At 68.7% G+C, this 26,446-nt stretch carries 26 protein-coding genes and 1 riboswitch; of the genes, 11 read left to right on the forward strand and 15 right to left on the reverse strand.

Features of this window, described 5'->3' with window-relative positions; genetic code table 11:
- Positions 1–50 precede the first annotated feature (50 nt).
- The 7 genes from atzF to DSC_RS00265 form a co-directional block, all read right to left on the reverse strand.
- Positions 51–1,829 (reverse strand): allophanate hydrolase, encoded by a 1,779-nt coding sequence (gene atzF, locus DSC_RS00235; protein ID WP_014159075.1) that lies wholly within the window; start codon positions 1,827–1,829, stop codon positions 51–53.
- 2 nt (positions 1,830–1,831) lie between these two features.
- Entirely contained in the window at positions 1,832–5,419 is a 3,588-nt protein-coding gene (gene uca, locus DSC_RS00240) for an urea carboxylase (protein ID WP_043290239.1), read from the reverse strand.
- Positions 5,420–5,571: 152 nt separating this feature from the next.
- On the reverse strand, positions 5,572–6,210 hold the full coding sequence (locus tag DSC_RS00245; RefSeq protein ID WP_014159077.1) for an urea amidolyase associated protein UAAP2: 639 nt from the start codon (positions 6,208–6,210) through the stop codon (positions 5,572–5,574).
- Positions 6,207–6,944, reverse strand: coding sequence for an urea amidolyase associated protein UAAP1 (locus DSC_RS00250; protein WP_014159078.1), 738 nt, complete (start codon positions 6,942–6,944; stop codon positions 6,207–6,209). Before DSC_RS00250 ends, DSC_RS00245 begins: the two co-directional genes overlap by 4 nt.
- Before the next feature lie 63 nt (positions 6,945–7,007).
- Positions 7,008–7,739 (reverse strand): ABC transporter ATP-binding protein, encoded by a 732-nt coding sequence (locus DSC_RS00255; RefSeq protein ID WP_014159079.1) that lies wholly within the window; start codon positions 7,737–7,739, stop codon positions 7,008–7,010.
- Positions 7,736–8,566, reverse strand: a complete 831-nt coding sequence (locus DSC_RS00260; protein WP_014159080.1) for an ABC transporter permease — start codon at positions 8,564–8,566, stop codon at positions 7,736–7,738. Before DSC_RS00260 ends, DSC_RS00255 begins: the two co-directional genes overlap by 4 nt.
- 86 nt (positions 8,567–8,652) lie before the next feature.
- Positions 8,653–9,765, reverse strand: a complete 1,113-nt coding sequence (locus DSC_RS00265; protein ID WP_014159081.1) for a putative urea ABC transporter substrate-binding protein — start codon at positions 9,763–9,765, stop codon at positions 8,653–8,655.
- Between the two features lie 77 nt (positions 9,766–9,842).
- Positions 9,843–9,947: riboswitch (guanidine-I (ykkC/yxkD leader) on the reverse strand.
- 257 nt (positions 9,948–10,204) lie between these two features.
- Here DSC_RS00265 and DSC_RS00270 point away from each other — a divergent pair.
- A complete protein-coding gene (locus tag DSC_RS00270) occupies positions 10,205–10,495 on the forward strand; it encodes a YkgJ family cysteine cluster protein (RefSeq protein WP_083833416.1) in 291 nt (96 codons plus the stop codon).
- Positions 10,496–10,574: 79 nt separating this feature from the next.
- Here the strand turns inward: DSC_RS00270 and DSC_RS00275 are convergent, their stop codons facing one another.
- On the reverse strand, positions 10,575–11,117 hold the full coding sequence (locus DSC_RS00275; RefSeq protein ID WP_014159084.1) for a gamma carbonic anhydrase family protein: 543 nt from the start codon (positions 11,115–11,117) through the stop codon (positions 10,575–10,577).
- A 76-nt stretch (positions 11,118–11,193) separates the two neighbouring features.
- Here DSC_RS00275 and xth point away from each other — a divergent pair, with 76 nt between their 5' ends.
- On the forward strand, positions 11,194–11,961 hold the full coding sequence (xth, locus tag DSC_RS00280; protein ID WP_014159085.1) for an exodeoxyribonuclease III: 768 nt from the start codon (positions 11,194–11,196) through the stop codon (positions 11,959–11,961).
- Between the two features lie 85 nt (positions 11,962–12,046).
- Here xth and DSC_RS00285 read toward each other — a convergent pair whose 3' ends face one another.
- Positions 12,047–12,298: a GlsB/YeaQ/YmgE family stress response membrane protein gene (locus DSC_RS00285; protein WP_014159086.1), complete on the reverse strand. Its 252-nt coding sequence runs from the start codon at positions 12,296–12,298 to the stop codon at positions 12,047–12,049.
- Positions 12,299–12,513: 215 nt separating this feature from the next.
- Between DSC_RS00285 and DSC_RS00290 the strand changes: the two genes are divergently transcribed.
- Genes DSC_RS00290 through DSC_RS00305 form a run of 4 tightly spaced genes read left to right on the forward strand, consistent with a single transcriptional unit; the run spans position 12,514 to position 15,574 of the window.
- Positions 12,514–13,143, forward strand: coding sequence for a 4'-phosphopantetheinyl transferase family protein (locus DSC_RS00290; RefSeq protein ID WP_014159087.1), 630 nt, complete (start codon positions 12,514–12,516; stop codon positions 13,141–13,143).
- 43 nt (positions 13,144–13,186) lie between these two features.
- Complete coding sequence (gene rsmG / locus DSC_RS00295) at positions 13,187–13,840, forward strand: 16S rRNA (guanine(527)-N(7))-methyltransferase RsmG (RefSeq protein ID WP_014159088.1); 654 nt, start codon at positions 13,187–13,189, stop codon at positions 13,838–13,840.
- Positions 13,841–13,877: 37 nt separating this feature from the next.
- On the forward strand, positions 13,878–14,678 hold the full coding sequence (locus DSC_RS00300) for a ParA family protein (RefSeq protein ID WP_014159089.1): 801 nt from the start codon (positions 13,878–13,880) through the stop codon (positions 14,676–14,678).
- Positions 14,678–15,574 carry a ParB/RepB/Spo0J family partition protein gene (locus tag DSC_RS00305; protein WP_014159090.1) on the forward strand — a complete coding sequence of 299 codons (897 nt, stop codon included), beginning with the start codon at positions 14,678–14,680 and terminating at the stop codon, positions 15,572–15,574. Before DSC_RS00300 ends, DSC_RS00305 begins: the two co-directional genes overlap by 1 nt.
- Positions 15,575–15,629: 55 nt before the next feature.
- On the opposite strand, the gene DSC_RS00310 is transcribed toward DSC_RS00305, so the two are convergent.
- Entirely contained in the window at positions 15,630–16,472 is an 843-nt protein-coding gene (locus DSC_RS00310) for an alpha/beta hydrolase family protein (protein WP_014159091.1), read from the reverse strand.
- Complete coding sequence (locus DSC_RS00315; protein ID WP_014159092.1) at positions 16,456–17,601, reverse strand: DUF3182 family protein; 1,146 nt, start codon at positions 17,599–17,601, stop codon at positions 16,456–16,458. Before DSC_RS00315 ends, DSC_RS00310 begins: the two co-directional genes overlap by 17 nt.
- 581 nt (positions 17,602–18,182) lie before the next feature.
- Here DSC_RS00315 and DSC_RS00325 point away from each other — a divergent pair.
- Positions 18,183–18,434, forward strand: a complete 252-nt coding sequence (locus tag DSC_RS00325) for a hypothetical protein (protein ID WP_043290243.1) — start codon at positions 18,183–18,185, stop codon at positions 18,432–18,434.
- A gap of 252 nt (positions 18,435–18,686) precedes the next feature.
- On the opposite strand, the gene DSC_RS00330 is transcribed toward DSC_RS00325, so the two are convergent.
- Positions 18,687–19,436, reverse strand: coding sequence for a GntR family transcriptional regulator (locus tag DSC_RS00330; protein ID WP_014159095.1), 750 nt, complete (start codon positions 19,434–19,436; stop codon positions 18,687–18,689).
- Between the two features lie 142 nt (positions 19,437–19,578).
- Here DSC_RS00330 and zwf point away from each other — a divergent pair, with 142 nt between their 5' ends.
- From zwf to DSC_RS00345, 3 genes are all read left to right on the forward strand, one after another.
- The gene (gene zwf, locus DSC_RS00335; protein ID WP_014159096.1) at positions 19,579–21,063 is read left to right on the forward strand and encodes a glucose-6-phosphate dehydrogenase; all 1,485 of its coding nucleotides are present in this window, start codon (positions 19,579–19,581) and stop codon (positions 21,061–21,063) included.
- Positions 21,060–21,776, forward strand: a complete 717-nt coding sequence (gene pgl, locus DSC_RS00340; RefSeq protein ID WP_014159097.1) for a 6-phosphogluconolactonase — start codon at positions 21,060–21,062, stop codon at positions 21,774–21,776. The genes zwf and pgl overlap by 4 nt, the downstream gene beginning before the upstream one ends.
- Before the next feature lie 255 nt (positions 21,777–22,031).
- Positions 22,032–22,550 carry a c-type cytochrome gene (locus DSC_RS00345; RefSeq protein WP_014159098.1) on the forward strand — a complete coding sequence of 173 codons (519 nt, stop codon included), beginning with the start codon at positions 22,032–22,034 and terminating at the stop codon, positions 22,548–22,550.
- Positions 22,551–22,842: 292 nt separating this feature from the next.
- On the opposite strand, the gene DSC_RS00350 is transcribed toward DSC_RS00345, so the two are convergent.
- From DSC_RS00350 to DSC_RS00360, 3 genes are all read right to left on the reverse strand, one after another.
- Positions 22,843–23,703: an EamA family transporter gene (locus DSC_RS00350; protein WP_014159099.1), complete on the reverse strand. Its 861-nt coding sequence runs from the start codon at positions 23,701–23,703 to the stop codon at positions 22,843–22,845.
- A gap of 132 nt (positions 23,704–23,835) precedes the next feature.
- Entirely contained in the window at positions 23,836–24,168 is a 333-nt protein-coding gene (locus DSC_RS00355) for an EF-hand domain-containing protein (protein WP_014159100.1), read from the reverse strand.
- An 86-nt stretch (positions 24,169–24,254) separates the two neighbouring features.
- A complete protein-coding gene (locus tag DSC_RS00360) occupies positions 24,255–25,454 on the reverse strand; it encodes a DesA family fatty acid desaturase (protein WP_014159101.1) in 1,200 nt (399 codons plus the stop codon).
- A 133-nt stretch (positions 25,455–25,587) separates the two neighbouring features.
- On the opposite strand from DSC_RS00360, the gene DSC_RS00365 reads away from it, so the two are divergent.
- Positions 25,588–26,409, forward strand: a complete 822-nt coding sequence (locus tag DSC_RS00365) for an ABC transporter ATP-binding protein (RefSeq protein WP_014159102.1) — start codon at positions 25,588–25,590, stop codon at positions 26,407–26,409.
- The last annotated feature ends 37 nt before the right edge of the window (positions 26,410–26,446 follow it).

Below are 26,446 nucleotides of genomic sequence, written 5' to 3' on the forward strand. Positions count from 1 at the left end.
GGCAGGTGCCGTCAGGGGCCGCCGGCACGGTCGAGCGGCCCCGGAGGCGATCAGCGGCTGGCGCCGGCCAAGTACTGGCGCCAGCCGCCCAGGGCGGTGATGTCCGCGGCACCGCGTTCGCCGATTCCTTCGCAGATGAAGCCGCACACCCAGCGCCCGTCCTCCAGTTCGACCTTGCCGATGCCCAGCGGCGCCGGGATCTCGGCAACGAACCCGCCGAACTGTTCGAGCGGTAGCGACCACAGTTCCATTTCGATGGCAGCGCCGCGCTCGGGATCGCGGATCATGCCCGGTCGCTGCGGCGGGCCACCGGCCAGGGCCATCAGCCGGTAGCGCGGCGCACTGCGTACCTCGGCCACGCGCTGGCCGCCGCGTCCGGTCAGCTGGCCGTTCAGCGGCATCCCGGACAGGTGCGCACCGCAGACGACCACCTCGACCCGGCCCGGCAGCGGCCGGTCCTGGCAGTGCCAGGGCTCGGGGAAGCATCCACCGCCGGCGAAGCCCTCTGCCTGGAGCTGGCGCTGCGCCAGTTCCAGCAGGTAGGCATCGGACCAGGCCGGGCCGATCAGGGTCGTGCCGAACGGCAACCCAGCCGCGGTGAAGCCACTGGGTACGGCCAGTGCGGCCATGTCCAGCAGATTGACGAAGTTGGTGTAGTGCCCCAGGTGGCTGTTCAGCCGCAGCGGATCGGCCTGGACCTCGGCGATGCGGTAGTGCGTGGGCGCGGTGGGCAACAGCAGCGCGTCGATCCCGGCCATCAGCTGCTCGGCCTGGCGCCTGAGTTCCTGCAGCCGGTAGAAGGCGGAAAACACCTGCGTGGCGGACTGGCCCTGGGCCGGGGCGAGAATCTGCCGGATCACCGGCAGCACCGCCTCCGGATCGCGCTGCAGCAGCGGCTGCACGGTCAGCAGGCGCTCGGCCACCCACGGGCCCTCATAGAGCAGCGCCGCGGTCTCGCGCAGCGGCGCCAAATCGATCTCGACCAGTTCGTGCCCCTGCAACTGCCAGCGTTCCAGCGTGCATTGGTATTGCTCGGCATAGGCCCGATCGCCATGGAACTGGCGCTGCTGCTCGCCGGGCACGCCGATGCGCGCCCGCTGCAAGCGTCCGGCCGCAGTACGCCCCGGGCGCGAATAGGGGTCTTCCGGATCCAAGCCATCGAGCACGGCCGCGACCCGCGCAGCATCGTCTGGGTTCAGTGCGAACAGCGAAGGGCAATCCAGCGTGCGACAGGCTGGCACGATGCCGCGGGTGGACCAGCGCCCAGGCGTGGGCTTGACCCCCAGCAGGTTGTTGAAGCCGGCCGGCACCCGCCCGGAACCGGCGGTGTCGGTCCCGAGTGAGAAAGTGACCATGCCGCGCGCCACCGCCACTGCCGATCCGGAACTGGACCCACCACTGACGTACGCCGGATCAAAGGCGTTGGCAACCGCGCCCCAGGGCGAGCGGACGCCAACCAAGCCGGTGGCGAACTGGTCCAGGTTGGTCTTGCCCATGGGCACCGCGCCGGCCGCGACCAGCCGTTCGACCACCCCGGCATGGCGGCCCGGGGTGTAGGCATAGGCCGGGCAGCCCGCGCTGGTGGGTACGCCGGTCAGGTCGATGTTGTCCTTGATCGCAAACGGCACCCCGTACAGCGGCAGGTCGTCTGGGCCCCTGCCTTCCAGCGCCTGCAGATAGGGCCGCAGTTGCGCCTCATCCAGCGTCTGGATCCAGATATTGGACGCCGATTCGACTGTAATGCGCTTGCGCAGTACGGCCACCAGGGTCGCCGGGTCCAGGGCGCCGGCACGGTAGCGCCCGTGCAGGGCATTTATCGAAAGCTGCATCGTCATGGCTCCACCGCTACGATCACCAAGGGCTGCCCCGGGGCGATGGTCTGCCCCGCGGCGCATTGCACGCTGCTCACGCGGCCGCCGTAACGGCTTTCCACCGCGATCTCCATCTTCATGGACTCCAGCACCACCACCGGCTGCCCCGCGTCGACACGCTGGCCCGGCTGCACCAGCACTTTCCACACGCTGCCCGGGACCGTGCCGGCGATCGCGCGCTCGTTTCCGGCCAGTTGCAGAAGTGGCGCCTCCACCGTCTCCTCCACGCCCACCACCTCGTCGTAGCCGGCTTCGGCCCAGCGCTGGCGTTCGGCCTCGAAGGCGGCCTGCTGGCGCTGCTTGAAAGCGGCGATGCTGTCGCCATTGGCGGCCAGGAAGGCGTGGTAGTCGCGTAGCCGGAAGGTCTGTTCCTCGATGCGCAGGCGGTAGCGGCCGCGCGGGAAGTCCTCGCGGATCTGCAGCAGTTCCTCGTGCGAGACTGGGTAGAAGCGCAGCTGGTCGAAGAAGCGCAGCAACCAGGGCTTGCCCTCGGCGAACTCGGCGGTGCGGTGCCAGGCGTTCCACATTTGCAGGGTGCGGCCGACGAACTGGTAGCCACCCGGCCCTTCCATGCCGTAGACGCACAGGTAGGCGCCGCCGATGCCGACCGCATTCTCCGGCGTCCAGGTCCGCGCCGGGTTGTACTTGGTGGTCACCAGCCGGTGCCGCGGGTCCAGCGGCGTGGCCACCGGCGCACCCAGATAAACATCGCCCAGCCCCATCACCAGGTAGCTGGCATCGAAGAAGATCCGGCGGACCTCTTCCACATCGTCCAGGCCGTTGATGCGGCGGATGAACTCCAGGTTGTCCGGGCACCAGGGCGCATCGTGGCGCACCAGCTGCATGTATTTTTCCACCGCTCGCCGGCAGGCCGCATCATCCCAGGAGATCGGCAGGTGGACGATGCGGGTAGGCACTTCCATCTCGGCCACCGCCGGCAGCTGGCGTTCGGCCGCACGTAGCAATGCCAGCACCTCGCGCTGCGGCAACCGCTGATTGTCGTAATGGACCTGCAGCGAACGCACGCCGGGGGTCAATTCCAGCAAATCGCCAATGCGCTGGCGCTGCAGCCAGCTCATCAGCGCATGCACGCGGAAACGCAGGTCCAGGTCCAGCACCATCTGACCGTATTCGACCAGGACGTTGTCTTCGCCCGAGGGCCGGTACACCACCCGGATGCCATCGCGCTCGTCCTCGGCCAGCACTGGGCTGGCCGGCAATGCCCGCCGCGCACCGGCCGGTGCCGGTACGACACGCAGCGAATCGATCATCTGCTGCTGGGCCCGTTCCAGCGCATCGGCGTCATCGACCGTGACCGCGACGAAGCGCAGGCGGTCGCCCGCGCGCAGCTGGCCCAGCTGCCACAGATCGGCCTTGATGATGGTCGCCGGACAGGCGAAGCCGCCTAGGCTCGGTCCATCGGGCCCCAGGATCACCGGCATGTCGCCGGTGAAATCGACCGCGCCCACCGCATAGGCATTGTCGTGCAGGTTGGATGGGTGCAGGCCGGCCTCGCCGCCGTCGGTCCGTGCCCATTGCGGCCGCGGGCCGATCAGGCGTACGCCGGTACGACTGGAGTTGTAGTGCACTTCCCAGGCGGTGGCGAAGAAGGTCTCCACGTCCTGCGCGGTGAAGAAGTCCGGCGCGCCGTGCGGGCCGTAGACGACTCGGAAGATCCACTCAGGGGTGTAGCGCGGCAGGCAGGCCGGATCGCAGGCGGGCTCCTCGGCCACCGCCGCGGCAGCCGGGTGCAGCACGTCGCCAGGCCGCAGCGCGCGCCCACCGTGGCCGCCGAAGCCGCCCAGGGTGAAGGTGCTGGCGCTGCCCAGGTACGGCGGCACGTCAAAGCCGCCGCGTACGCACAGGTAGCAGCGCGCCCCGGCACCCAGGACACTGTCGAACGCCAGCGTCGCTCCCGCCTGGACCTCGTACGGCTGCCACGACCGGATCGCGATCCCATCAAGCGTCGGCGCCATGTCGGCGCCAGCCACCACGATCCGGGCCGCCGAGCGGAATCGCAGCACCGCGCCGGTCAGGGTCATCTCCAGCGCCGTCGCGCCCTGATCGTTGCCGAGCAGGCGATTGCCCAGGCGCAGCGCCAGCGCGTCGAAGGGGCCGGACGGCGGCACCCCGACGTCCCAATAGCCGGTCCGCCCGGGCCAGTCCTGCAACGTACTCTGGGTCCCGGCCTCGACCACCTCGATGCCGCTGGCCGCGTAGGCCAGCCCTGCCAGGGTGGCGGTGGTGTGCCGTGCCTGCACAAACTCGGGTGCAATCAGCACTTGGCGCAGATACTTGAGGTTGCTCTCGATCCCGGCCACCTGGGTCTCGTCCAGCATGGCCAGCAGCCGCGTCCGCGCCTGCTCACGGTCCTCGCCATGGGCGATGAGCTTGGCCAGCATCGGGTCGTAATAGGGCGAAACGGTCGTCCCGGTGGCGATCCAGGTATCGCAGCGCCCGACCTTCGGCATCTGGCTGTGGGTGATGCGGCCGGCCACCGGCTGGAAGTCGCGCGCGGGATCTTCCGCATACAGCCGCGCCTGGATCGCATGCCCGCGCGGGGCGTAGGCGAAGCCCTCCAGGAACCTCGACTCGCCCGCCGCGCAGCGCACCATCCATTCGACCAGGTCCACGCCGGTGGTCTGCTCGGTGACCCCGTGCTCGACCTGCAGCCGGGTGTTGACCTCGAGGAAATAGAATCGCTGTTCGCGATCGTCGTAAATGTATTCCACCGTGCCGGCCGAGCGGTAGCTCACCGTCTCGCCCAGGCGCACCGCGGTGGCCCACATGCGCTCGCGCACCTCCTGCGGCAATCCCGGCGCCGGCGTTTCTTCCACCACTTTTTGGTTGCGTCGCTGCAGCGAGCAATCGCGTTCGCCCAGCGCCACCACCCGACCTCGGCCATCGCCGAAGATCTGTACTTCGATATGGCGCGCCTGTTCTACCAGCTTCTCCAGGAACAGGCCGTCGTTACCGAAGTTGTTGCGCGAGAGCCGCTGCACCGAGGCGTAGGCCTGCTGCAGTGCCTGCGCATCGCCGCAGCGCTGCATGCCGACGCCGCCGCCGCCGGCGGTGCTCTTGAGCATCACCGGATAGCCGATCCTTTCGGCCTGGGCCAAGGCATGCGCCAGTCCCTCCAGCAGCCCGGAGCCGGGCAACATCGGCACGCCACAACTGGCGGCCAGCTCGCGCGCGGTGTGCTTGAGTCCGAAGGCCCGGATCTGCTCGGGTGAGGGCCCGATGAAGACCAGGCCTGCCGCCTCACAGGCCGCGGCGAACTCCAGACTCTCGCTGAGAAAACCGTAGCCGGGATGGATCGCCTGGGCACCGCTGACACGCGCGGCCTGGACCACCTTGGCGATGTCCAGGTAACTGGAGGCGGCCTGTGCTTGGCCCACGCAGATCGCCTGGTCGGCATCGCGCACGTGCAGGGAATCGGCATCGGCCTGGGTATGGATCGCCACCGAGGCGATGCCCATGCGGCGCAGGGTGCGCTGAATGCGGCAGGCGATGGCGCCGCGGTTGGCGATCAGGATCTTGCTGAACATGATTTGCACTACTTGCTCAAAGCGGGTCGTCCCGCTGGAAAAGATCATCCGCAGGTCGTCCTGCGGGCGATCGCACCGAATACCCTGGCCACCTGCCGCACCCTTTGCTGCGCGTGATCCAGGACAGCCGGGCAGCTGCCGTAAAGCCCCGCTCAATCCCAGATCAGCATCTCGATCGGGGTAGGGTCGTAGCCGTTGCACGGGTTGTTGAGCTGCGGGCAGTTGGACACCAGGGCGAGCACATCCATCTGCGCGCGCAGCTCCACGTACTTGCCCGGCGCGGAGATGCCGTCCTCGAAGGTCAGACCGCCGTCGCTGGTCACCGGCACGTTCATGAAGAAATTGATGTTGTGGGTGATGTCGCGCTTGCCCAGGCCGTAGTGCGCATGCTCGGCAAGCGCCAGCAGATATGAATCGCGGCAGGCGTGCATGCACCGCTTTTCCAGCGCGTAGCGCACCGTATTGCTCTCGGTGGAGCAGGCCCCGCCCAGGGTGTCGTGGCGGCCGCAGGTGTCGGCGACGATCTCCAGCAGCACGTTGCCGCCGGTGGACAGCAGCCGCGTCCCCGCGCCCAGGTAGACATTGCCCTGCTCACGGATGGTGTCCACCGCGCTGTAGCGATCAGCGACATCGTCCACGTTGTAGAACAACGTATCGGCAGCCTGGTTGCCCTTCAGGTCGACGATGCGCAGGGTCTGGCCGCGCCGGATCTCGTGCAGCCAATAGTCCCCGGCCCCCACCACCTCTCGGTAGACGGCGCGGCCCGGGTCCAGCGCACTCTCCACGATCATGCCCGGACCTCCGCCTGGCATTGGCAGTACAGCGTGTTGTTGAAGAAACCGCGCTGGTTTTCCGGGCGCGCGTCGCGGCAGCCATCGTGCTCGCCCAGCGGCGCGGCGGCCATGCGCAGTTCCCAGGCCACTGGTCTTGCCGGCCACTGCTCGGCCGGGTCCAGCGGATGCGGCGCAGTGCTCATCACCACCAGCGTGTCCATCTCGAAGCGCAGCTGCACCTGCGCTCCGGCCGGCGAGGCACCCGGGACATAGCGCAGACGGCCCTGCGCGTCGGTGGCCACCTTGCTGAAGAAATTCACATTGGCAGCCAGGTCGCGCCGGCCCAGGCCGTACTTTCCCAGTTCCACCAGGAACCCGTCGATGCCGTTGCGATGCATGTCGTTGCGCGCGCGCTGGTAGTCCAGCCGGCCCCAGCGCCGCTCCACCAGCGCGCGGCTGGCGGCGCCGCATGCGGCATCGTGCCAGCCGGCTGTATCGCGCACGATGGAGCAGAACACCCGCCCCATGTCCGAGTACAGGCAATGGCCCTGGGTCAGTCGAAAAGTGTGCTGGCACTTGAGCGTATCTGGCAGGTTCAAGCGCTCCAGCAGGTTCTCCGGGTTGTAGAGCAACATGCCGAGATTGGCCCCGCCCTCCACGTCAGTCAGCTGCAGCAGGCTGCCGCGGCGCACGTGCAGCGACCAGTGGCAGCCCGGTGCGAGGATGTCTCCATGCAGGGGGATAGTGTTCATCGTGGACCTCGTTGGTTTTCTTAGATGTAGTTGCGGTGGCCGCGCCGGGTTACGCGGGCCTCGCTATGCCGCAGCGGGCCGGGCGATCGGCAAGTCGTAGGTGATGCCGGCGCCGTAGCGTTGCGGGGCCTGCGGGTCGCGGCGCAGTTTGTCGAACACCAGCATCCGGGTCCCAAGGTGGAATGCTTCCTTCAGGTCGTGGGTGACCATGAAGATGGTCAGCCGGTGTTCGCGCCACAGTTCCAGCACCAGCGCATGCATGTCGGCGCGGATGCCCGGGTCCAGCGCGCCGAACGGCTCGTCGAGCAGCAGGATGCGTGGCCGGTTGACCAGTGCCTGGGCGATCGCCAGCCGCTGCTGCATGCCGCCGGACAATGCATCCGGATAGCGGTCCAGCGCATGCGCCAGCCCCACCCGCTCCAGCAGCGCGGCGGCCTGTTCCCTGTTGCTCCGCCGCTGCGCTCCGAACGAGCGCCCGGTCCAGCGATTGCGGGCAAACTCCAGACCCACCACCACGTTGTCCAGCACCTTCAAGTGCGGGAACACCGAATAGCGCTGGAAAACGACGCCGCGGTTCGGCCCCGGTTCGTCCGGCAGCTCGTGCTTGTCCAGTAGCAGCTGGCCGCGGCTCGGCCGCTCCTGGCCCAGCAGCAACCTCAGGAACGTGGTCTTGCCGCAGCCGGAGGCACCGACGATGGTGCAGAACTCGCCTTCCTCCACCGCGAAGTTGAGGTTCTCAAGGATGATGCTGCCGCCGTATTCCTTCCACACGTGGCGCACTTCGAGCAGGCTCATGCGCCATCCTCCCGGTGTGCCGGATGGAACCACGGGAAGGCCTTGATCGAGACCAGGCGCAAGCCGGCGTCCATCGCGAACGCCAGCAAGGTGATCCAGGCCACGTACGGCAGGATCAGATCCATGGACAGGTAGCGCCGCACCAGGAAGATCCGGTACCCCAGCCCCGACTCGGCCGAAATCGCCTCGGCCGAGATCAGGAACAGGAACGCCGAGCCCAGCGCCAGCCGCAGCGAGACCAGCAACTGCGGCAGGGCCTGCGGCAGGGCCACCCGCAACAGGATCTGCCAGGTGCCCGCACCCAGCGTCTGCGCCTTGACCAGCTGTTCGCGTGGCAGTTGCATCACCCGCAGGGTCAGCTCGCGTGTCATCGCCGGGGTGATTCCGATGACGATCAGAACGATCTTGGACAGCTCGTCCAGGCCGAAGACGATGAACAGGATCGGCAGGATCGCCATCGGCGGTACCATGGCCAAGGCCGCCAGCGCCGGGCTGAACGCCGTGTTCAACACCGGCAGCAGGCCCAGCAGCAGTCCGCACGTCAACGCCACCAACGTGGCGACCACCAGCCCCATCGCCAGGCGCCTCAGGCTGGACGCGGTGTCCTGCCAGAAAATGCGTTGCCCGCTGCGTCGATCCGGCTCGATCGCAGCCTGCTTGAACGCGCTGGCCATCATCGACGGCGTCGGCAGCAGCTTCTCGCTCGGGTTCAGCGCGTGCCGGTGCGAGGAGGCCAGCAGATAGACCAGGGCCAGCAGCGCAAACGGCAGCAGGGCCAGCCCCCAGCGCTGCCGACGCTGGGGTAGGTAATTGATCAGCCTTGGCATACGGGCTCCGTCTGCGGCGGGCCGGCTTGCGCCTGGTCGCGATGGAGAAGGGAATGGCGGCATCGGCCTTCCCGGCTCGACGCAATTCAAAGCTTGCCGTCGGCGGCCAATTCGACGTACTGCGGATCGAAGCGCAGCTTGATGTTGGCGGGATCGCCCAGCGTGCTGCCGTCGCCCAGTGCGATGCCCACGAAGTCCTTGTCCTTGGCATCGGCACCGAACAGGCCATGGTCGAAGGAGAACGTGCGCACCCGATCGATCGATTCCTTCAACGCAGGATCGCGCATGAACGCCAGCGCCTTCTGCGGCGTATCCAGCAGATAGGTGCTGCGCAGTTGCGCCTGGTATCCGTCCAGGTCGGTCCCCGACATGCGCGCCATCGCCTCGCGCGCGGCCTTGCCTTGGGGGCTGTCTGCCACCAGCAGCGCAGCGGTCTCGTACCAGATGCCGGTCAGTGCCTTGCCCAGCTCGGGATGCTGTTTCAGAGTCTCGGTATTGACCACCAGCAGATCGAGGATTTCACCGGGGATCTTCGATGAATCGAACACCAGCTTCGCATCGGGCGATGCGAGGATCGCGGCAAGCTGGGGGTTCCAGGTCGACACCGCGGTGGTGCCCTGCGCCTGGTAGGCGGCGACGATGTCGGCATCAGAGGTGTTGACCACCGTCACATCGCGCTCACTCAGCCCTGCAGACTGCAGCGCGCGTGCCAGCAGATAATGGGAGACGGACAGTTCGGGAAGGTTGACGCGCTGGCCCTTGATGTCGGCAAGACTGGACTTGCCCTTCAACACCACGCCATCGTTGCCGTTGGAGTAGTCGCCGATGATCAGCGCCGTCGTATCCACGCCGCCGGCGGCCGGGATCGTCAGCGCATCCATGCTGGCCGCGGTGACACCGTCGAACTTGCCGGCCGTGTACTGGTTCACCGATTCGACGTAATCGTTGATCTGCACCAGTTTCAGGTCGATGCCGTACTTGCCGGCCCACTTGTCCACGATGCCGGCGTCCTGCGCATAGCCCCAGGGCATCCAGCCCACATAGATCGACCAGGCCACGCGAAAGCTGGCCCGCGAAGCGGCTTTATCGGAAGACTGCGACGGCTTGTCCGGGCCACAGGCGGACAGCCCCAACATACAGACGATCAGCACCAGGGCCCAGCCACGCGCCACGGTCACGAAGGGGGAGAACGACTTCATCGGGGAGACCTCGCACTGTCAGTTACACGGAACGAACCAGATCATGGCCACAGGCCCTGTGGACCTGGCCTGCGCGTGTCTCCCGGGCTTTTATCCCGCCGTGTAACCTCCTATCGGAGGTCCGCCGCTCTCGGACCAGCACCGGCAATCGATGTCCGGTCGGAACCCTAGCGTCGCTTTTTCGGAAAGCTATCACAGGCCTGGCTTGTTTTGTCAACCATCGTGATCGCAAGCGCAGCAAGACCATCGATTTGCCCTTCCAAGGGCGCAGCGCCCTCGAACGACGATGCACCGGCTTGGAGCAAGTCAGGCGCATCAACGCCGCGTGAGCCTTCGTGAAAGTGATGCTGGGGTTGCGGTCCTGGGCGCACGGCCCGGTGCCTGCTCCGAGAGCGGCGGACCTCCGACAGGGTTATAACCGAGATACTAAACTGCCGCGATGTCGCCGCCTTCCACCCTGGCCTGCCGCAGCGGCTGCGCCGCCTGCTGCATCGCGCCTTCGATCAGTTCGCCGATTCCCGGCATGCCGCAAGGCAAGCCGGCCGGCGTTGCCTGCGTACAGCTGGATGCGCACCTGCGTTGCCGGCTCTTCGGCCAGCCCGAGCGCCCGGCGGTGTGCGTGCGCCTGCGTCCGGAGGCGGCCATGTGCGGGGCCTCGCGCAGCCAGGCGCTGGCCTATCTGACCGCGTTGGAAACCGCCACGCGCCCGGCCAGCCAGGGGCCCGGCTGATCTTTCAGCCGCTGGGACGACCCTGGTCGGTGTCGCCGGCGCCGGCCCCGAACCCGGTGATCGGCAACCGGGCGGCTCATCAGTCTTCGGGCTGGGCCAGGTACTGGTCCTTCAGGCGCACGTAGTGCCGGGCCGAATACAGCAGGCCCTCGATGTCCTTCTCCGAAAGTTGCCGCGCCGGGCGCGCCGGATTGCCGACCCACAGTTCGCCGCTGCCGACCTTCTTGCCCGGGCCGACCACCGCGCCGGCACCGATGAAGGCGTTCTTTTCGAGCACCGCACCATCCAGGACGCACGCGCCCATGCCGATCAGGCAGGCATCGCCGATGGTGCAGGCGTGGAGGATGGTGCCGTGGCCGACGGTCACGTCCTCGCCGATCAGGGTCGGATAGCCGCCCTTGTTGTAGGGACTTGCGTGGCTGACGTGGATGATGGTGCCGTCCTGCACGTTGCTGCGCGCACCGATGCGCACGTGGTTGACGTCGCCGCGGATCACCGTGCCCGGCCAGACCGACACGTCATCGCCCAGCACCACATCGCCAATGACCGTGCAGGCCGGGTCCACGTACACCCGTTGCCCCAGCACGGGGCGCTTGTCCAGGTAAGGGCGCAGGGCTTTCATGCGGCCAGTGTAGCGCTGCGCCTGCGCCGATCCGGCGGGTTAGGCTGTGCCGCCTTCGCACACGCCCGCCTTGCCCATGAAGATCGCCAGCTGGAACGTCAACTCGCTCAACGTGCGCCTGCCGCACCTGGAACAGTGGCTGGGCCAGTTCGGGCCGGACATCGTGGGCCTGCAGGAAACCAAGCTGGAAGACCACAGGTTTCCCGACGTGGCGCTGCTGGCGGCCGGCTATCGCAGCGTGTTCGCCGGGCAGAAGACCTACAACGGCGTGGCGCTGCTGGCGCGCAGCGCGATCGAGGATGTGCAGATCGGCATTCCCGGTTTCGAGGACGTGCAGAAGCGGGTCATCGCCGGCACCGTCGATGGCATCCGGGTGATCAACCTCTACGTGGTCAACGGCCAGGACGTGGGCAGCGAGAAATATGGCTACAAGCTGCGCTGGCTGGAGGCGGCGCGCGAATGGATCAAGGCCGAGCTGGCGTTGCATCCGCAGCTGGTGGTGCTGGGCGATTTCAACATCGCCCCCGATGCGCGCGACGTGCACGATCCGGCGCTGTGGGATGACACCCACATCCTCACCTCGGCGGCCGAGCGCGAGGCACTGCAGGCGATCCTGGACCTTGGCCTGCACGATGCCTTGCGCCTGCACCATGATCAGGCCGGGATCTTCAGCTGGTGGGATTACCGGATGGCCGGCTTCCGCCGCAACCTGGGCCTGCGCATCGACCTGACCCTGGTCTCCGATGCGTTGAAGGCGCGCGCCACTGCCGCCGGGATCGACCGGCAGCCACGCACGCTGGAACGCCCCAGCGATCACGCCCCGGCCTGGACCCAGCTCGATTAGCCAGCCACCGCATCTCGTGCCGCGCACGAAAAAGCCCGGGACATGCCCGGGCTTTGGCTTTCGATCCGCCACAACCGCTGATGCGTTAGCGCACGCTCTTGCGGGTGAACAGGTTGACGATGGCCAGCAGGACCACCGCGCCAAGCAGCGACCACAGGAACGTGCCGACGGTGACGGCCTGGTTGATGCTGCCGCCGCCGAGGAAACCGGCGATGGCGGCACCGACGATGCCGACCACGATGTTGAGGATGATGCCCTGCTGGGCGTCACGACGCATGATGATGCTGGCCAGCCAGCCAACCACGCCACCCACGATCAACCAGATGATGATGCCCATAGCCGTTCTCCTTGTTCGATGATTCGGATGCCCCGCGCTTTGGGGTGCGCGATGATTTGGCCGGTCACGCCGTGAAACCGCCGTATACACAACCGGCCGGTACATGATGAAGACCGCTCCAGCAAAGACGTGTCTCGCCCGCATGGCGGCGCCGCCTTCACGCGCGCAAGGCCACCTGGCCGGCACCTGCTTGGCTCACCCGGTGCCACCTGCACATGACTGAACTGCGCGAAACCTTTTCCGCGTCCCAGCGCATCGGACCGCTGCAGGTGTGGTGGACGACCCATCCGCCGCGCAGTTCAGGCGAACTCACCGCCCGTCCGCTGCTGGAATCGTGGTTCCAGCTGGCCCCGGGCACGCTGCCGCTGCAGCGCGATGCGCGCGGCAAGCCGCACCTGGAAGGCGCGCTGCAACGCCATGACGTCAGCTGGAGCCACAGCGGGCAGGCGCTGCTGCTGACCACCGGGCCGGACGTGCAAGTCGGTGCCGACATCGAGCGCCTGCGCCCGCGGCCGCGCGCGCTGGAGCTGGCCCAGCGCTATTTCGCGCCGGAGGAAACAACGGCCCTGCGCGCCCTGCCCGAAGCCGGGCGCCCGCTGGCCTTCCTGCGCCTGTGGTGCGCCAAGGAAGCGGTGCTCAAGGCGCACGGGCACGGGATCTCGTTCGGGCTGCAGCGGCTGGTGTTCGCGCCAGCGGCGGCGATGCACACCCAAGCCTGGGGCCCGTTGCGACTGGTGGCCTGCGACCGGCGCCTGGGCGCGCCGCCCGATTGGACCCTGCACCAGTGGCAGCCGCACCCGAAATACCTGGCCGCGGTGGCCTGGCGCGCGCGGCCGCCGGGCTGAAAGCCCAAGCGACCCCGCGCCGGGCTGCGCTAAGCTGCGGCCAATGACCCACGATGCCCTGCCCCCTGGCCTGGACGCGCCACTGCGCCACGGGCTGGCCGAACTCGGCCTGTCGCCGGACCTGGCGCCGCCGCTGCTGGCCTACCTGGCCCTGCTGGTGCGCTGGAACGGCACCTACAACCTCACCGCCGTGCGTGACCCGCGGCAGATGGTCACCCGCCACCTGCTCGATTCGCTGGCCATGCACCGTTTCGTGTCCACCGGCACCCTGGCCGACCTGGGCTCCGGTCCCGGCCTGCCCGGCATCCCGCTGGCCATCGCCCACCCGCAGCTGCAGGTGACCCTGGTGGAGAGCAACGGCAAGAAGGCCCGCTTCCTGCGCCAGGCCGTGCGCCAGCTCGGGCTGGACAATGCGGAAGTGGCCGAAAGCCGCGCCGAGGCGCTGGACGCACCGGCTGCCTACGACCACCTGACCGCGCGCGCGCTGGACACCCTGGCCGGCATCGTCGCCGTCGGCGGACACCTGCTCAAGCCCGGCGGCACGTTGCTGGCGATGAAGGGCGTGATCCCGCACGAGGAGATCGCCGCGCTGCCGCCGGGCTGGGCCCTGGTCCAGGCCACGCCGCTGTCGGTGCCCGGCCTGGACGGCCAGCGCCACCTGGTCACGGTGGGACGGGTCGCGGCGAAACCCGCATAATCCCCGGTCCCGCCCCTTTCCCCAAAGAGCCGACTGCATGGCCCGCATCATCGCCATCGCCAACCAGAAAGGGGGCGTCGGCAAGACCACCACCGCCGTCAACCTGGCCGCCGCGCTCGCCCGCACGCCCCAGCGCGTGCTGCTGGTGGACCTGGATGCCCAGGGCAACGCCACCATGGGCAGCGGGGTGGACAAGCGCCAGATCGAGACCTCCACCTTCGAGGTGCTGCTGCAGGAAAGCCAGGCGCGCGCGGCGATCGTGCGCACCGCAGAAGATTTCGACCTGATGCCGGCCAACATCGACCTGACCGCTGCCGAGATCCAGCTGATGGATGCACCGGCGCGCGAGCAGCGCCTGAAGTCCGCGCTGGAGCCACTGCGCCCGGACTACGACTGGATCCTCATCGACTGCCCGCCGGCGCTGTCGGTGATGACCCTCAACGCGCTGACCGCGGCCGATTCGGTGCTGATCCCGATGCAGTGCGAGTACTACGCGCTGGAGGGCTTGAGCGCGCTGATGGAGACGGTCTCGGCCATCCGCGGCCGGCTCAACCCGACGCTGGAGATCGAAGGCGTGCTGCGGACCATGTTCGATGTGCGCAACAACCTGGCCAACGCGGTCTCGGCCGAGCTGACCGAGCACTTCGGCGAGCAGGTGTTCCGCACCATCGTGCCGCGCAACGTGCGCGTGGCCGAAGCGCCCAGCCATGGCCAGAGCATCGTCGGCTACGACCGGGCCTCGCGCGGGGGCGTGGCCTACCTGGGCCTGGCCGGCGAGCTCATCCGCCGCCAGCAGGAACGCAGCCGACCCGCGCCCCCCCGCATGGAGACCCATTGATGCCCGCCCCGAAGAAGCGCGGCCTCGGCCGCGGCCTGGAAGCGCTGCTCGGCCCCAAGGGCGCCGAAACCCCGCCGACCGAAGCCCAGCCCGGTGAAGCCCTGCGCAACGTCCCGGTTGGCCAGCTGCAGCCTGGCAAGTACCAGCCGCGCATGGCGATGGACCCGGCCAAGCTGGACGAGCTGGCCGACTCGATCCGCGCCCAGGGTGTGATCCAGCCGATCGTGGTGCGCGCCAGCGGCAGCGGCGGTTACGAGATCGTCGCCGGCGAACGCCGCTGGCGCGCCGCCCAGCTGGCCGGCCTGGCCCAGGTGCCGGTGGTGGTGCGCGAACTGGACGACCGCACCGTCATCGCCATGGCGCTGATCGAGAATATCCAGCGCGAGGACCTCAACCCGCTGGAAGAAGCGCAATCGCTGCAGCGGCTGATCAGCGAATTCTCCCTGACCCACGGCCAGGCCGCCGAAGCGGTCGGCCGCTCGCGCGCGGCGGTGTCCAACCTGCTGCGCCTGCTGGAACTGCCGCCGGCCATCCGCGCCCTGCTCGAGGCGCGCCGCCTGGAAATGGGCCACGCCCGCGCCCTGCTCACGCTCTCGCCGGAACTGGCCAGCAAGCTGGCCGGCGAAGCGGCCGACGGCGGCTGGTCGGTGCGCGAGGTCGAACACCGCGCCTCGCAGTTCGCCGCCGGCCGCGTCCCGGTCAATGGCAAGCACAAACCCGCCAGGGCCGCGCCGCAGGCCGACATCGCCTCGCTGCAGACCGAGCTGTCCGAGACCCTGGGCACCACCGTCAACATCGCCCACGGCCGCAACGGCAAGGGCAAGCTGGTGATCCATTACACCGATCTGGATACGCTGGATGGCGTGCTGGAGCGGTTGCGGGGCAAGCGCGCATAAACCGGCAGGATCGGCCGATGGCCGCGATGGGCATCACCGGGAATGCCCATCGCTCCTACCGCGTCATCGCATCGCCCGCCGCCACCGCGTGTGCCGACGGCGCCGAGGATTGCCCATCGCGCGCGCGCTTGCGTTCGGAGACCTTTTCGCGCGCAGCGTGTTCGCGGGCACCGACCACCATCTCGGTCAGCCACCTGACCAGCACCGCGGTGTAGGTGCGCTGCGCCGGCTTTTCCGAAAACGCATGGTCCGCCCCGGCGATCACCCGCGCGGTGCGCGAGCGGGCGCGGGTGAAGGCGGCCACGTAGTTCTCGATGACCTGGTGCGGAATGATCTGGTCCAGCTCGGCTTCGACGATCAGCGCATCGCCGGTGAATTCGGCGCAGGCGCGCAGCGCGCGGTTGTCCTTCCATGCCACCTGGCGATGGCGGAAGGGAATCAGGTCCGGGTCCTGGTGCAGCTGGCGCTTGGGCAGTTCCCAGCCCTGGTCCTTGTACAGCGCCGGGGTCCGCAGCGCCAGCCAGCGCACCGGCCGCAACGAGGACAGGATCGCCGCCAGATAGGCGCCATAGCTGATGCCGACCACGGCAATGGCGTTCTCATCGACATTGGGCTGCTGCACGAACCAGTCATAGGCGGCCAGCAGATCGTCCAGGTTCTGCTGGCGACTGACGCGTTCGAGCATCTGCGCATCGCCTTCATGGCCGCGCAGGTCGAAGGTCAGGCAGACGCAGCCCAGGCCCGCGGCGTCGCGGGCCCGCGCCAGGTCATGGTCCTGGCTGCCGCCCCAGCCATGCACGAACAGCACGCCGGGCAGCGCGCGCGCCGGTGCCAGCAAAGTGCCGGACAGCTGAACGCTTTCGACCGGAAAACCGATGTGTTCAAGGGTCACGTCCATCAGCGGTGACCCTAGCGTATTTGGTCAGACGGCCAAGTGAAGCCACCTGATCCTGGAAATACACCAGCGCATCGCCGGGCACCGGTTCGTCCTCGTAGGTTTCGTAGGTCATCGCATCCAGCCACGGCACCTCCGGCTCGGCGCAAAGCACTTCCAGCGCGAGGATTTCGGCCGGGCTGGCACCACCGAAGCGCCAGGATTGCTCGAGCACACCGCAGCGCTCAATGCCTTTCGCATCGCGGCCATGGACCACGTCGTAATTGCGGCGCGAGGCGAAGAAGCCCGGATAGGCCTGCACGATCGTGCTTTCGTAATGCTGCACCCTGGCGATGGCATCGCCGGCATGGCGCGGCAATGGTACGTGCCGGAGCTGGTCCAGGCCCCCGCGTGCCACGCGCAGGACCGAGCCGCCGTAGACCACCTCGCCGCTGGGCGTGCCGATGGTGCGCTGGGTGCCGAAGTAGGCGATCGACGCGCCGCCCACCTCCACGCAGCCGATGCTGAAGGTCAGTGCCGACTCCAGGTTCAGCTCGATCACCACCCCGTCGGCGATTTCCGCGTCGCTGACCTGCGCCAGCCAGGCCTCGAGGTCTGCCTGCGAGGCCATCACCCGCTGGCCGTGACCGCCGCGGGCATGGGCCAGCTTGCCGCGCACCTTGCCCAGCGGCAGCAGCGCCGCCAGCGCGCGGCGCGCATCATCGGCGCTGAAGACCGAATACCCAGGCAATACCGCATCGCCGAGCGCGGCGCCCAGCTGCGGCGCCCAGCCCTGTGGCGCGCCCGCACCGTCTGCGACCAGGCCGTGGCTGACCAGCTTGCTGGCCACGAACGCATGCGGCACCACGCCGCCAAACAGATCCTGCGCGCAGGTGATGCCGCGCATCGCCGCTTCCTCGCAGGTCAGTGTGTCCAGCGGAATGAAATAGCCTGGCAGGCCAGGCAGCGCCTGATCGCGGAATGGGCGGCCCAGCAGCGTGGCCAGGCGCCTCCCGAAGTACTCGACGCTGGCGCACTCGTGGCGCGCGCGCGCAGGGTCGGTATACAGCGGCGTCACCGCAGGTGGGGCCAGCGGTACAAGGCTGGTGGGATTGCCGGTCGGCAGCGGTTGAAGGTCGAGGATGGCGGCCATGTGTGGGTTCCCCTTGCTGCGCGGATGGAACGGCGGTGCGGACACGCGCGAGGCGGTCCGAGGCGTTTGGTTCGACAGGACGCAGGGCATCGCGGGACTGCATGCAGCGCTTGCAGGTGATTGCCGGATGGGCCGGCACATGGGCGCAACGGGTGGCTGCGGTAGGGCTTACAGCGTCATGCGGGGATGCTGGGTCGCCGGCTGGTACGGCCGGCTGCACCAGCAGCCAATTGATGGCGGTCTGCAGGTGCGGTGAGACCACCCAACTGCGTTTCAAGTTTCATGAACAGCGCCGGGCAATTCGTGATCAGCGGTCCTTGCTGACCTGGCGGTGGTGCCCGGCGCGCCGTCATGGACGAGTCTTAGCACGCCGCCGTGAATCCGGCGCGAAACAATCGTTTCCCGGCCGCTCACGATGCCGCAACGCCGGCGCCGGCACCTTGGTCCCTGCATGCGATGGGCATGGCGCCTGATCATGACCGTCCTGTGCGGACTGTGCGACCCATTCCAGCCCGCCCGCCGATTGCGGACAGGCATTCGCAGCAGTGCCCTTCCTGCCGGGCACGATCGAGAGGCGCGCCATGCACCAGAAACTTCTTGAGCAGCAGCTGAACCAGCTGCAGGACAAGGTCACCGCCGGCGTAGAGGTGCCGCTGGAGCAGGCCTTCTTCGACGATTGCGCCGCCGATGCCGCGGCGATCCTGGCGCAGGTGCGCGATGCCACGCAGGCGCGCCATGCGATCGAGCGGATCGGCGAGATCTTCGATGCGGTGGGCGTGGACGCGCAGCGTCTGCTGTCGGCTGGACAGCGCGGACCACTGGCGGTCGACTGAGAGGCTGAGAAAAAATCGCCCGCCTACTGCGACCGTCGCCAAACGCCCGTGCCGGCGGCGCGCTGCGGGCAAATCCGGGTCATTTGGCCCACCAAACTCCCCGGATTTGCCCCCAACGCACCTTGTCACGAACGCTTGGCGGCGCTCTCGCTACGGCGGTCGAATTTTTCTCAGCCTCTGAGCACGATGCCCGCGGGCGTCGCACCGATCGCGCGATGGGGTGAAGGCGCCAGTTGGTGGCTTTGCTGACGCTCAATCGCTCTGCAGTTCTGCCACGAAATCGTAGGCATCGCCGCGATAGAACGAGCGGGTGAATTCCACCACGCGGCCATCGGCTAGGAACGCACGCCGCTCGACCAGCAGGCCGGGGGCGCCGGCTTCCAGCTGCAACAGTTGCGCCGCTTCCTGTTCCAGCGCCACCGCGCGCAGGCGCTGCAGGGCGCGGCGCGGGCGATGGCCGTAGGTATCCAGTGCTTCGTAAAGCGAGCCGCCGATGCACTGCGGATCGGGCAGCAGGCTGTGCGGCACCAGGGTGCGTTCGGCCGCGATCGGCGCGCCATCGACATGGCGCAGGCGGGACAGGCGTACCACCCCGCTGCCGGGCGAAAGATTCAGCGCCATCGCCTCTTCCGGCGTGACCTCGCCGATGCCGCGTTCCAGGAAGGTCACCTGCGGATTGAGCCCGCGCTCGCGCAGGTCGTCGGTGAAGCTGGTCAGGCGCGAGAAGCTGCGCACGATCCGCTCGGACACGAACGTCCCTGCGCCCTGGCGCTGGCTGAGCAGGCCCTGGTCGATCAGACCGGACAACGCCTTGCGCACGGTCACCCGCGACAGTTGCAGGCCACCGGCCAGGTCGCGCTCGCTGGGCAGGCCGTGGCCAGGGCCGAGCACGCCGGTGTCGATCAGGTGCTGGATGGCGCGGCGCAGGCGCAGGTAGGCCAGGGTACGGCTGGTTTCGGCCGACTGCAGGCGCAGGTATTCGGTGGCGATGGCGGAAAGCATGCCCGTGAAAGTACCAATGAGATACCAAAGTTGCAATGTACGCGCCATGGTGGGCACGGTCAGGTGCAGGACTGGGAGGCGTGGTAGCGCGGTGGTATCGTCTTGCCCGTTTCCCCAACCGCTTCCGACGAGGCCTTGCCCCGTGACAGCCAAGACCGTTCCCGTGGACAGCTTCGACCTGGTGATCTTCGGCGGCACCGGAGACCTGGCCCTGCGCAAGCTGCTGCCTGGCCTGCTGCGCCGTTATGCCGACGGGCAGATTCCCCAGGACAGCCGCATCATCGGCGTGGCCCGCGACCGGCAGAACGGCGCCGAGTACCGCGCCCGGATCGGCGAGGCGCTGGAAAAAATCACCGAAGCCGAGCCACTGCTGCGCGCGCGGCTGCCGGCTTTCCTGCAGCTGCTGGACTACCGCCCGCTGGATGCAACCAGAGAAGAGGGCTGGGAGGAGTTCGGCGAGCTGCTCAAGACCACCGGCCCGGACCGTATTCGCGTGTTCTACCTGTCCACCAGCCCCAACCTGTTCGTGGACCTGTGCTCGCGCCTGCGCGATGCCGGGCTGAACACCGGCAACGCACGGGTGGTGGTGGAAAAGCCGATCGGCCGGGATTCGGCCAGCGCCGCGGCGATCAACGATGCCGTCGGCGCGGCCTTCGCCGAACACCAGACCTTCCGCATCGACCACTACCTGGGCAAGGAGACGGTGCAGAACCTGTTGGCGCTGCGTTTTGCCAACATCCTGTTCGAGCCGCTGTGGAACGCCGGCCGGATCGACCACGTGCAGATCACCGTGGCCGAAACCGTTGGACTGGAAAAGCGCGCCGGCTACTACGACAGCTCCGGCGCACTGCGCGACATGGTCCAGAACCACCTGCTGCAGCTGCTGTGCATGGTGGCGATGGAGCCGCCGGCCACGCTGCAGGCCGACGCGCTGCGCGATGAAAAGTTGAAGGTGCTGCGTTCGCTCAAGCCGATCACCGCCACCGAGGTCAGCCATGTCACCGTGCGCGGCCAGTATCGCGCCGGCGCCTCGGGTGGCGCGGCGGTGCCGGGTTATCTGGACGAGCTGGGCCGCCCGGATTCGCGCACCGAGACCTTCGTGGCGATCAAGGCCGAGGTGGCCAACTGGCGCTGGGCCGGCGCGCCGTTCTACCTGCGCACCGGCAAGCGCCTGCCCGAGCGGGTGTCGGAGATCGTGGTGGCATTCCGCCCGGTGCCACACTCGATCTTCGATGCCAGCGCCGGCCCGGCCCAGCCCAACCGCCTGGTCCTGCGCCTGCAGCCGGACGAGGGCGTCAAGCTGTGGCTGATGATCAAGGATCCCGGTCCGGGCGGGCTGCGCATGAAGTACGTGCCGCTGGACATGAGCTTTGCCGAGGCCTTCGGCGTGCACCAGCCCGAAGCCTATGAGCGCCTGCTGATGGACGTGGTCCGCGGCAACCAGTCGCTGTTCATGCGCCGCGACGAAGTCGAGGCCGCCTGGGCCTGGATCGATCCGATCCTGGAAGCCTGGGAACAGCTGCCCGAAGCACCCAAGCCCTACACCGCCGGCTCCTGGGGACCCAATGCCGCCGTGGCCCTGATCGAACGCGACGGCCGTACCTGGCACGAGGACACCGGCACATGAGCCTGAGCCTTCCCGACGAACTCGCCCACGTCCACGCCTGTCCCAACCGCGAGCTACTGGCCCAGGCGCTGGCCGCCGCGGTCGCCGACGACCTGCGCGCGGCGCTGGCCGAGCGCGGCCGCGCGGTGCTGGCCCTGTCCGGCGGGACCACGCCGGTGCGCTTCTTCCAGGCCCTGGCCGAACAGCCGCTGCCGTGGAAGCAGGTCGCCGTGACCCTGGTCGACGAGCGCTGGGTCGACGAAACCAGCGCGCGCTCCAACGCCGCATTGGTGCGCCAGCACCTGATGTATGGCGCGGCCGCGGTCGCCAGCTTCCTGCCGCTGTACCGCGCCTACGGCCACGGCCCGGAACAGGCCCTGCCCGAACTGGAAGAGGAGCTGGCCCAGCTGCCGCTGCCGCTGGACGTGGCGGTGCTGGGCATGGGCAACGATGGCCACACCGCCTCGTTGTTCCCGGGCGGCGACTGGCTCGAACGGGCCCTGGACCCGGCCGGCAGTGCGCGCGTGCTGCCCATGCACGCCGAGGCCGCCGGCGAACCGCGCATCACCCTGACCCTGCCGGTGCTGGCAGCCGCGCGCCATCTGTACCTGCACATCGAAGGCGAGCACAAAGCCCAGGTGTTGCAGCAGGCGCTGGCTGCCGAGGCCGGTCCGCCGATCGCCACGGTGCTGCGCGCGGCCAGGACTCCGGTGCAGATCTACTGGTGTCCCTGAAGGGACATCCGCGACCCTCGGGCCGGGTGCCGGCGCGGGGCGCAGCGACGCATGTCCGGCACCGGATCGCCCGCTGCGTCTGCGCTGCCCGGCTCTCATCCCAAGGTGGGGATGCGCGTCCGGCGCTCCTGCTTATAATGCGGGCAGCCGCTTCCGGAACGGGGGCAGCGACCGGGCGCCCCCACGACCGGAACATTCGTTGGATACCCGAGTGTTTTTCAGCCACGCCGGCGACGGCGCTGCCAAAGGTGGACTGTGCGCAACTATGACCTGGAGTTTCTCAAGCGCTTCTCGATGGTGATCGGCTTGCTGCTGCTGGTCACGGTGGGGTTGGCGATCGGGGCGTTTTTCCTGTCCAAGGCGATTCCGCCGGAAGTCTCGCCGGTGGCCGCCAGGCAGACCCAGGCCCGGATCGCACCGGTCGGTGCAGTCTATGCCGGCAGCACCGGCGCCGCCGCCCAGGCCGCCGCCGCGGCGGCGGCGGCCGCTGCCCAGGCCGCCCAGGGCGCCTACGGCGGCACCCTGGACGGCAAGACGATCTACGACCAGCTGTGCACCGCCTGCCATACCACGGGCGTGGGCTTGGCCCCGATGCTGACCCCGGCGGGCCTCGGCGCGCGCCTGTCCAAGGGCAAGGACACCCTGTACAAGCATGCCATCGAAGGCTTCACCGGCCCCGATGGCGGGGTGATGCCGCCCAAGGGCGGCAATCCCGGCCTGAGCGAGGAACAGATCCGCGCCACGGTCGACTGGATGCTGGAGCAATCGAAGTAATCACCGTCACCAGCGCCTGTGCCGACGCCGCCTGCGGGCGGCGTCGTCGTTTACGCCCGTTTCCTCCCCGGCTCGGAAATGGAGCGGTGCGCATGCCCGCCAATCGCCTGCTGCGATCCTGCCGTTCTGGCCGCCGCGTGCCTGCACCAGTGCGCCCAGGCCGGCGCTGGGCAGGGCGGTACGGTCAAAGGCACAATGTCGAGGTGCCCGGCACCGACCAGGAGCGCAACGGCGAGGGCCGGTGGCGCAGCGCCGACCACGCCCCGCCGCTGCTGGGATTTGATCTTTAGGCTCAGCCCATCCCGCGCCCGATCAGGGCGATGGCCAGGATCGCCAGCGGGATCGCCAGCAGGTTGAGCCGGCCCAGGCGTTCGCCGAAGGCCAGCGCGCCGACCAGCGTGCCCAGCAGCACCACGCCGATGTTCATGCTGGCAAACACCGTGGCTGGCGCGCCTGGCAGCGCGCGGTGCGCGGCCAGGTAGAAGCCGATGTTGCCGAAGTTGAGCAGGCCCAGCAGCAGTCCGCCGGCCAGACTGCGCAGGTCCAGGTGCACGCCCCCGCGCAGCTGGCGCCACAGCTGCCAGGCCAGCATCGGCACGAAGGCGACGGTGAAGGTGGCCAGCAGCGAGGCCGACAGCGGGGCGCCGTCGGCGGCGATGCGCTTGAACAACACGTCGGTCGTGGCCCAACCCACCAGCACCACCAGCGGCAGGCGCCAGTCGGTCGCAGCGGCCGCCGCCGCGGCGCGCGGCCGCGCCAGCAGGCAGGCAATGGCCGCCAGGCCCAGCACCAGCCCGGCGATCTGCCAGCCGCCGGCGCGCTGGCCGAACAGGGTGAAGGCCGCGAGCAGCGACAGCAGCAGCGACAGGCGCTGGGCGATGTCGGTGCGCACGATCCCGGCCCGGCGCACCGAGGCGGCCAGCACCAGAAACAGGCCCGGCAGCAGCAGTCCCAGCGGCAGCCACCAGCGCCAGGGCGCATGTTCGCCGTGCAGGGCCTGCAGCGGCGGGTCCAGCAGGCCCAGCGCCAGCAGCGCGCCAACCAGGTAGTTCCAGGTCACCGCCTGCGGCAGGTCCAGCCGCAGACGCGGCGCCAGGCGGAACAGGACCGACACGGCCACGCTGCACAGCACGGCCAAGGCAACAAACCACATGGGGCGCAGACCCTTGGGCAAAGAGGACGCGCGCATTATCCCGGCCGGCGCATCGATCAGGGACGCGGGAATCGACCTCAAGAACCCGGAACCCTGGGAAGCTGCGGGCCGCAGGCCCCCCTGATTCCGGCCTCACTGCGGCGGGGCGGCCAGCTCCCTGGCATCCAGCAGGCCGTCCTGGCTGCGGTCCTGCCTGGCAAAGCGCTGGCGCAGCTGCAGGACCAGCGCGGCGCGCGTGATCGGCTTGCCGCGGCGACCCGGCAGTTCAGCGCCTTCGAGCACGCCGTTGTGGTCGCCATCGCGCTGGTCGAAGGCGTAGCTCATCCAGGCGATGTATTCGTCCACCCCGACGCGGCCGTCGTGGTCGCTGTCCATGCGGGCCAGGTAGTCGGCGGTGCCGGTCGGGACCTGCGCCAGGATCGGCGCGGCCCAGCAGCCCAGGACCAGGGCCATCAGCCAGCGCATGTGCCCGGTGTGCAGCAGGGCCCGGTCTGCGAATGACGCCGCGGACGGGCCAGGGGCAGGTGCGCCATTGCAGTGCGATCGGCAGGTCAATGCGCCAGCGCGTAACCCTTCAGGCGCTGCGAATAGGCCTGCAGCGCGGCGATTCCGCTTTCCTCGGCCTCCTTGCACCAGGCCTGCAACTGGCGCAGGCGCTCGGCCGCATCGTGCGAACGCGTCTCCAGCAGCACCGCCAGGCGCTTGCGGTGTTCGACCAGGGCCTGCATGCGCGGGCGCTGGGCGACCCAGCGGTTGAGCGCATCGCGTGCCTCGGGCTTGAGCCAGCGGCCGTCATCGACCAGGCCGCGGCGCATGCGGCCGGGCAGCAGCTGGCGCAGCTTCTGCCCGGCGATGGCCGCTTCCTCGGCCAGGGCCGGCCTGAACACGTTGCGCTGGTAGTCGGTCATGGCCTGGAAACGATGCGACAGCAGTGCCCTGAGGGTGTCGGCGTCGGGCACGGCGATGTTGGGGCGGATGTCCAGGCGCGGGGCCACCCGCAGCACCTTGGCCAGGCGCAGCGCTTCCAGGCCCTTGATCGCGGCCCAGCCGATGTCCAGCTCCCAGCGGCGCATCGCAAAGCGCGCCGAGCTGGGGAAGGCATGGTGGTTGTTGTGCAGTTCCTCACCGCCGATCCAGAACCCCCACGGGGTCAGGTTGGTCGAGGTGTCGGCCGATTCGAAGTTGCGGTAGCCCCACCAGTGGCCCAGGCCGTTGATCACGCCGGCGGCCCAGAACGGGATCCATGCCATCTGGATCGCCCACAGCGCGATGCCCGGCAGGCCGAACAGCGCGAACTGCACCGCCAGCAGCGTCACCGGGCCCCAGCTGGCCAGCGGCGTGTAGAGCCGGCGTTCGATCCAGTCTTCCGGCGCGCCGCGGCCGTACTGGGCAATATCCTCGCGCTGCCGGCGCGCTTGGCGGTACAGCTCCACGCCTTGCCAGAACACCTTGCCGATGCCCTTGGCCTGCGGGCTGTGCGGGTCCTGGTCGGTCTCGACCTTGGCGTGGTGCTTGCGATGGATGGCCACCCACTCCTTGGTGATCATGGAGGTGGTCAACCACGTCCAGAACCGGAAGAAATGGTTGAGCAGCGGGTGGAAATCCACGCCCCGGTGCGCCTGGCTGCGATGCAGGTACAGGGTCACCGAGAAGATGGTCAGCTGGGTGCATACCAGCAGCACCAGCAGCAGTTGCCACCAGCCGAACTGCAGCAGGCCACCGGTGAGCAGGTCAATCAGGGACGGATGCATGAAGTTCCCCCTCCAGGGAAGACGGCGCCGGGCAAGGACCCGCCGCACCCGGCCATAATGGCGGCTCTGCCCGCAAACTTCACCCGTGGCGCCCGATGGTGTTCAGGCGAGCGCACGGTGTGCCCAGGACCCCATGCTGCCCGTCACCGCTTCCGACCCCGCAACCGAGCCCCTGATCGAACTGGACCGCGCCACCGTGGTGCGCGGCGAAACCACCGTGCTCGACCAGCTGAGCCTGCGCATCGCGCTGGGCCAGAACACCGCGCTGCTGGGCCCCAACGGCTGCGGCAAATCCACCTTCATCAAGCTGATCAACCGCGAGCTGTATCCGCTGGCGCGCCCGGGCCAGGCGCCGGTCAAGGTGTTCGGCCAGGACCGCTGGAACGTGGCCCAGCTGCGCACGCGCCTGGGACTGGTCACCAGCGATGCCACCGGCGACCTGCAGCAGATGCCGCAGCTGCGCGTGGATGACGCGATTGTCACCGGCTTCTTCGCCAGTTTCGTCCTGCCGATCGACCAGCAGGTCACCCCCGCGATGCGCGAGCGCGCCGCCCAGGCGCTGGCGCGGGTCGGCGGACAGGGCCTGTCCGGCCGTCTGGTGGCCGAGCTGTCCACCGGCCAGATGCGCCGGGTGCTGATCGCCCGCGCGCTGGTGCACCAGCCGCAGGCGCTGCTGCTGGACGAACCCACTGCTGGCCTGGACCTGGTGGCCCAGCAGCAGTTCTGCACGCTGATGCGCGCGCTGGCCGGGCAGGGCATCACCCTGGTGCTGGTGACCCATCACTTGGAAGAAATCGTGCCGGAGATCGACCGGGTGGTGCTGCTGCAGGACGGGCGCATCGCCGGCGACGGCACGCGCGCGCAGACCCTCACCTCCAGCCTGCTCTCGCAGGTCTATGGCGGCCCGATTCACGTCCACCTGGACCAGGGCGTCTACCGCGCCGCGGCGCAGTGAGCCGGCCGCCGCGCCTGACATTCCGACCCTCGGCTCC

The sequence above is a fragment of the Pseudoxanthomonas spadix BD-a59 genome, assembly GCF_000233915.3.
In the GTDB taxonomy this organism is placed as follows: domain Bacteria; phylum Pseudomonadota; class Gammaproteobacteria; order Xanthomonadales; family Xanthomonadaceae; genus Pseudoxanthomonas_A; species Pseudoxanthomonas_A spadix.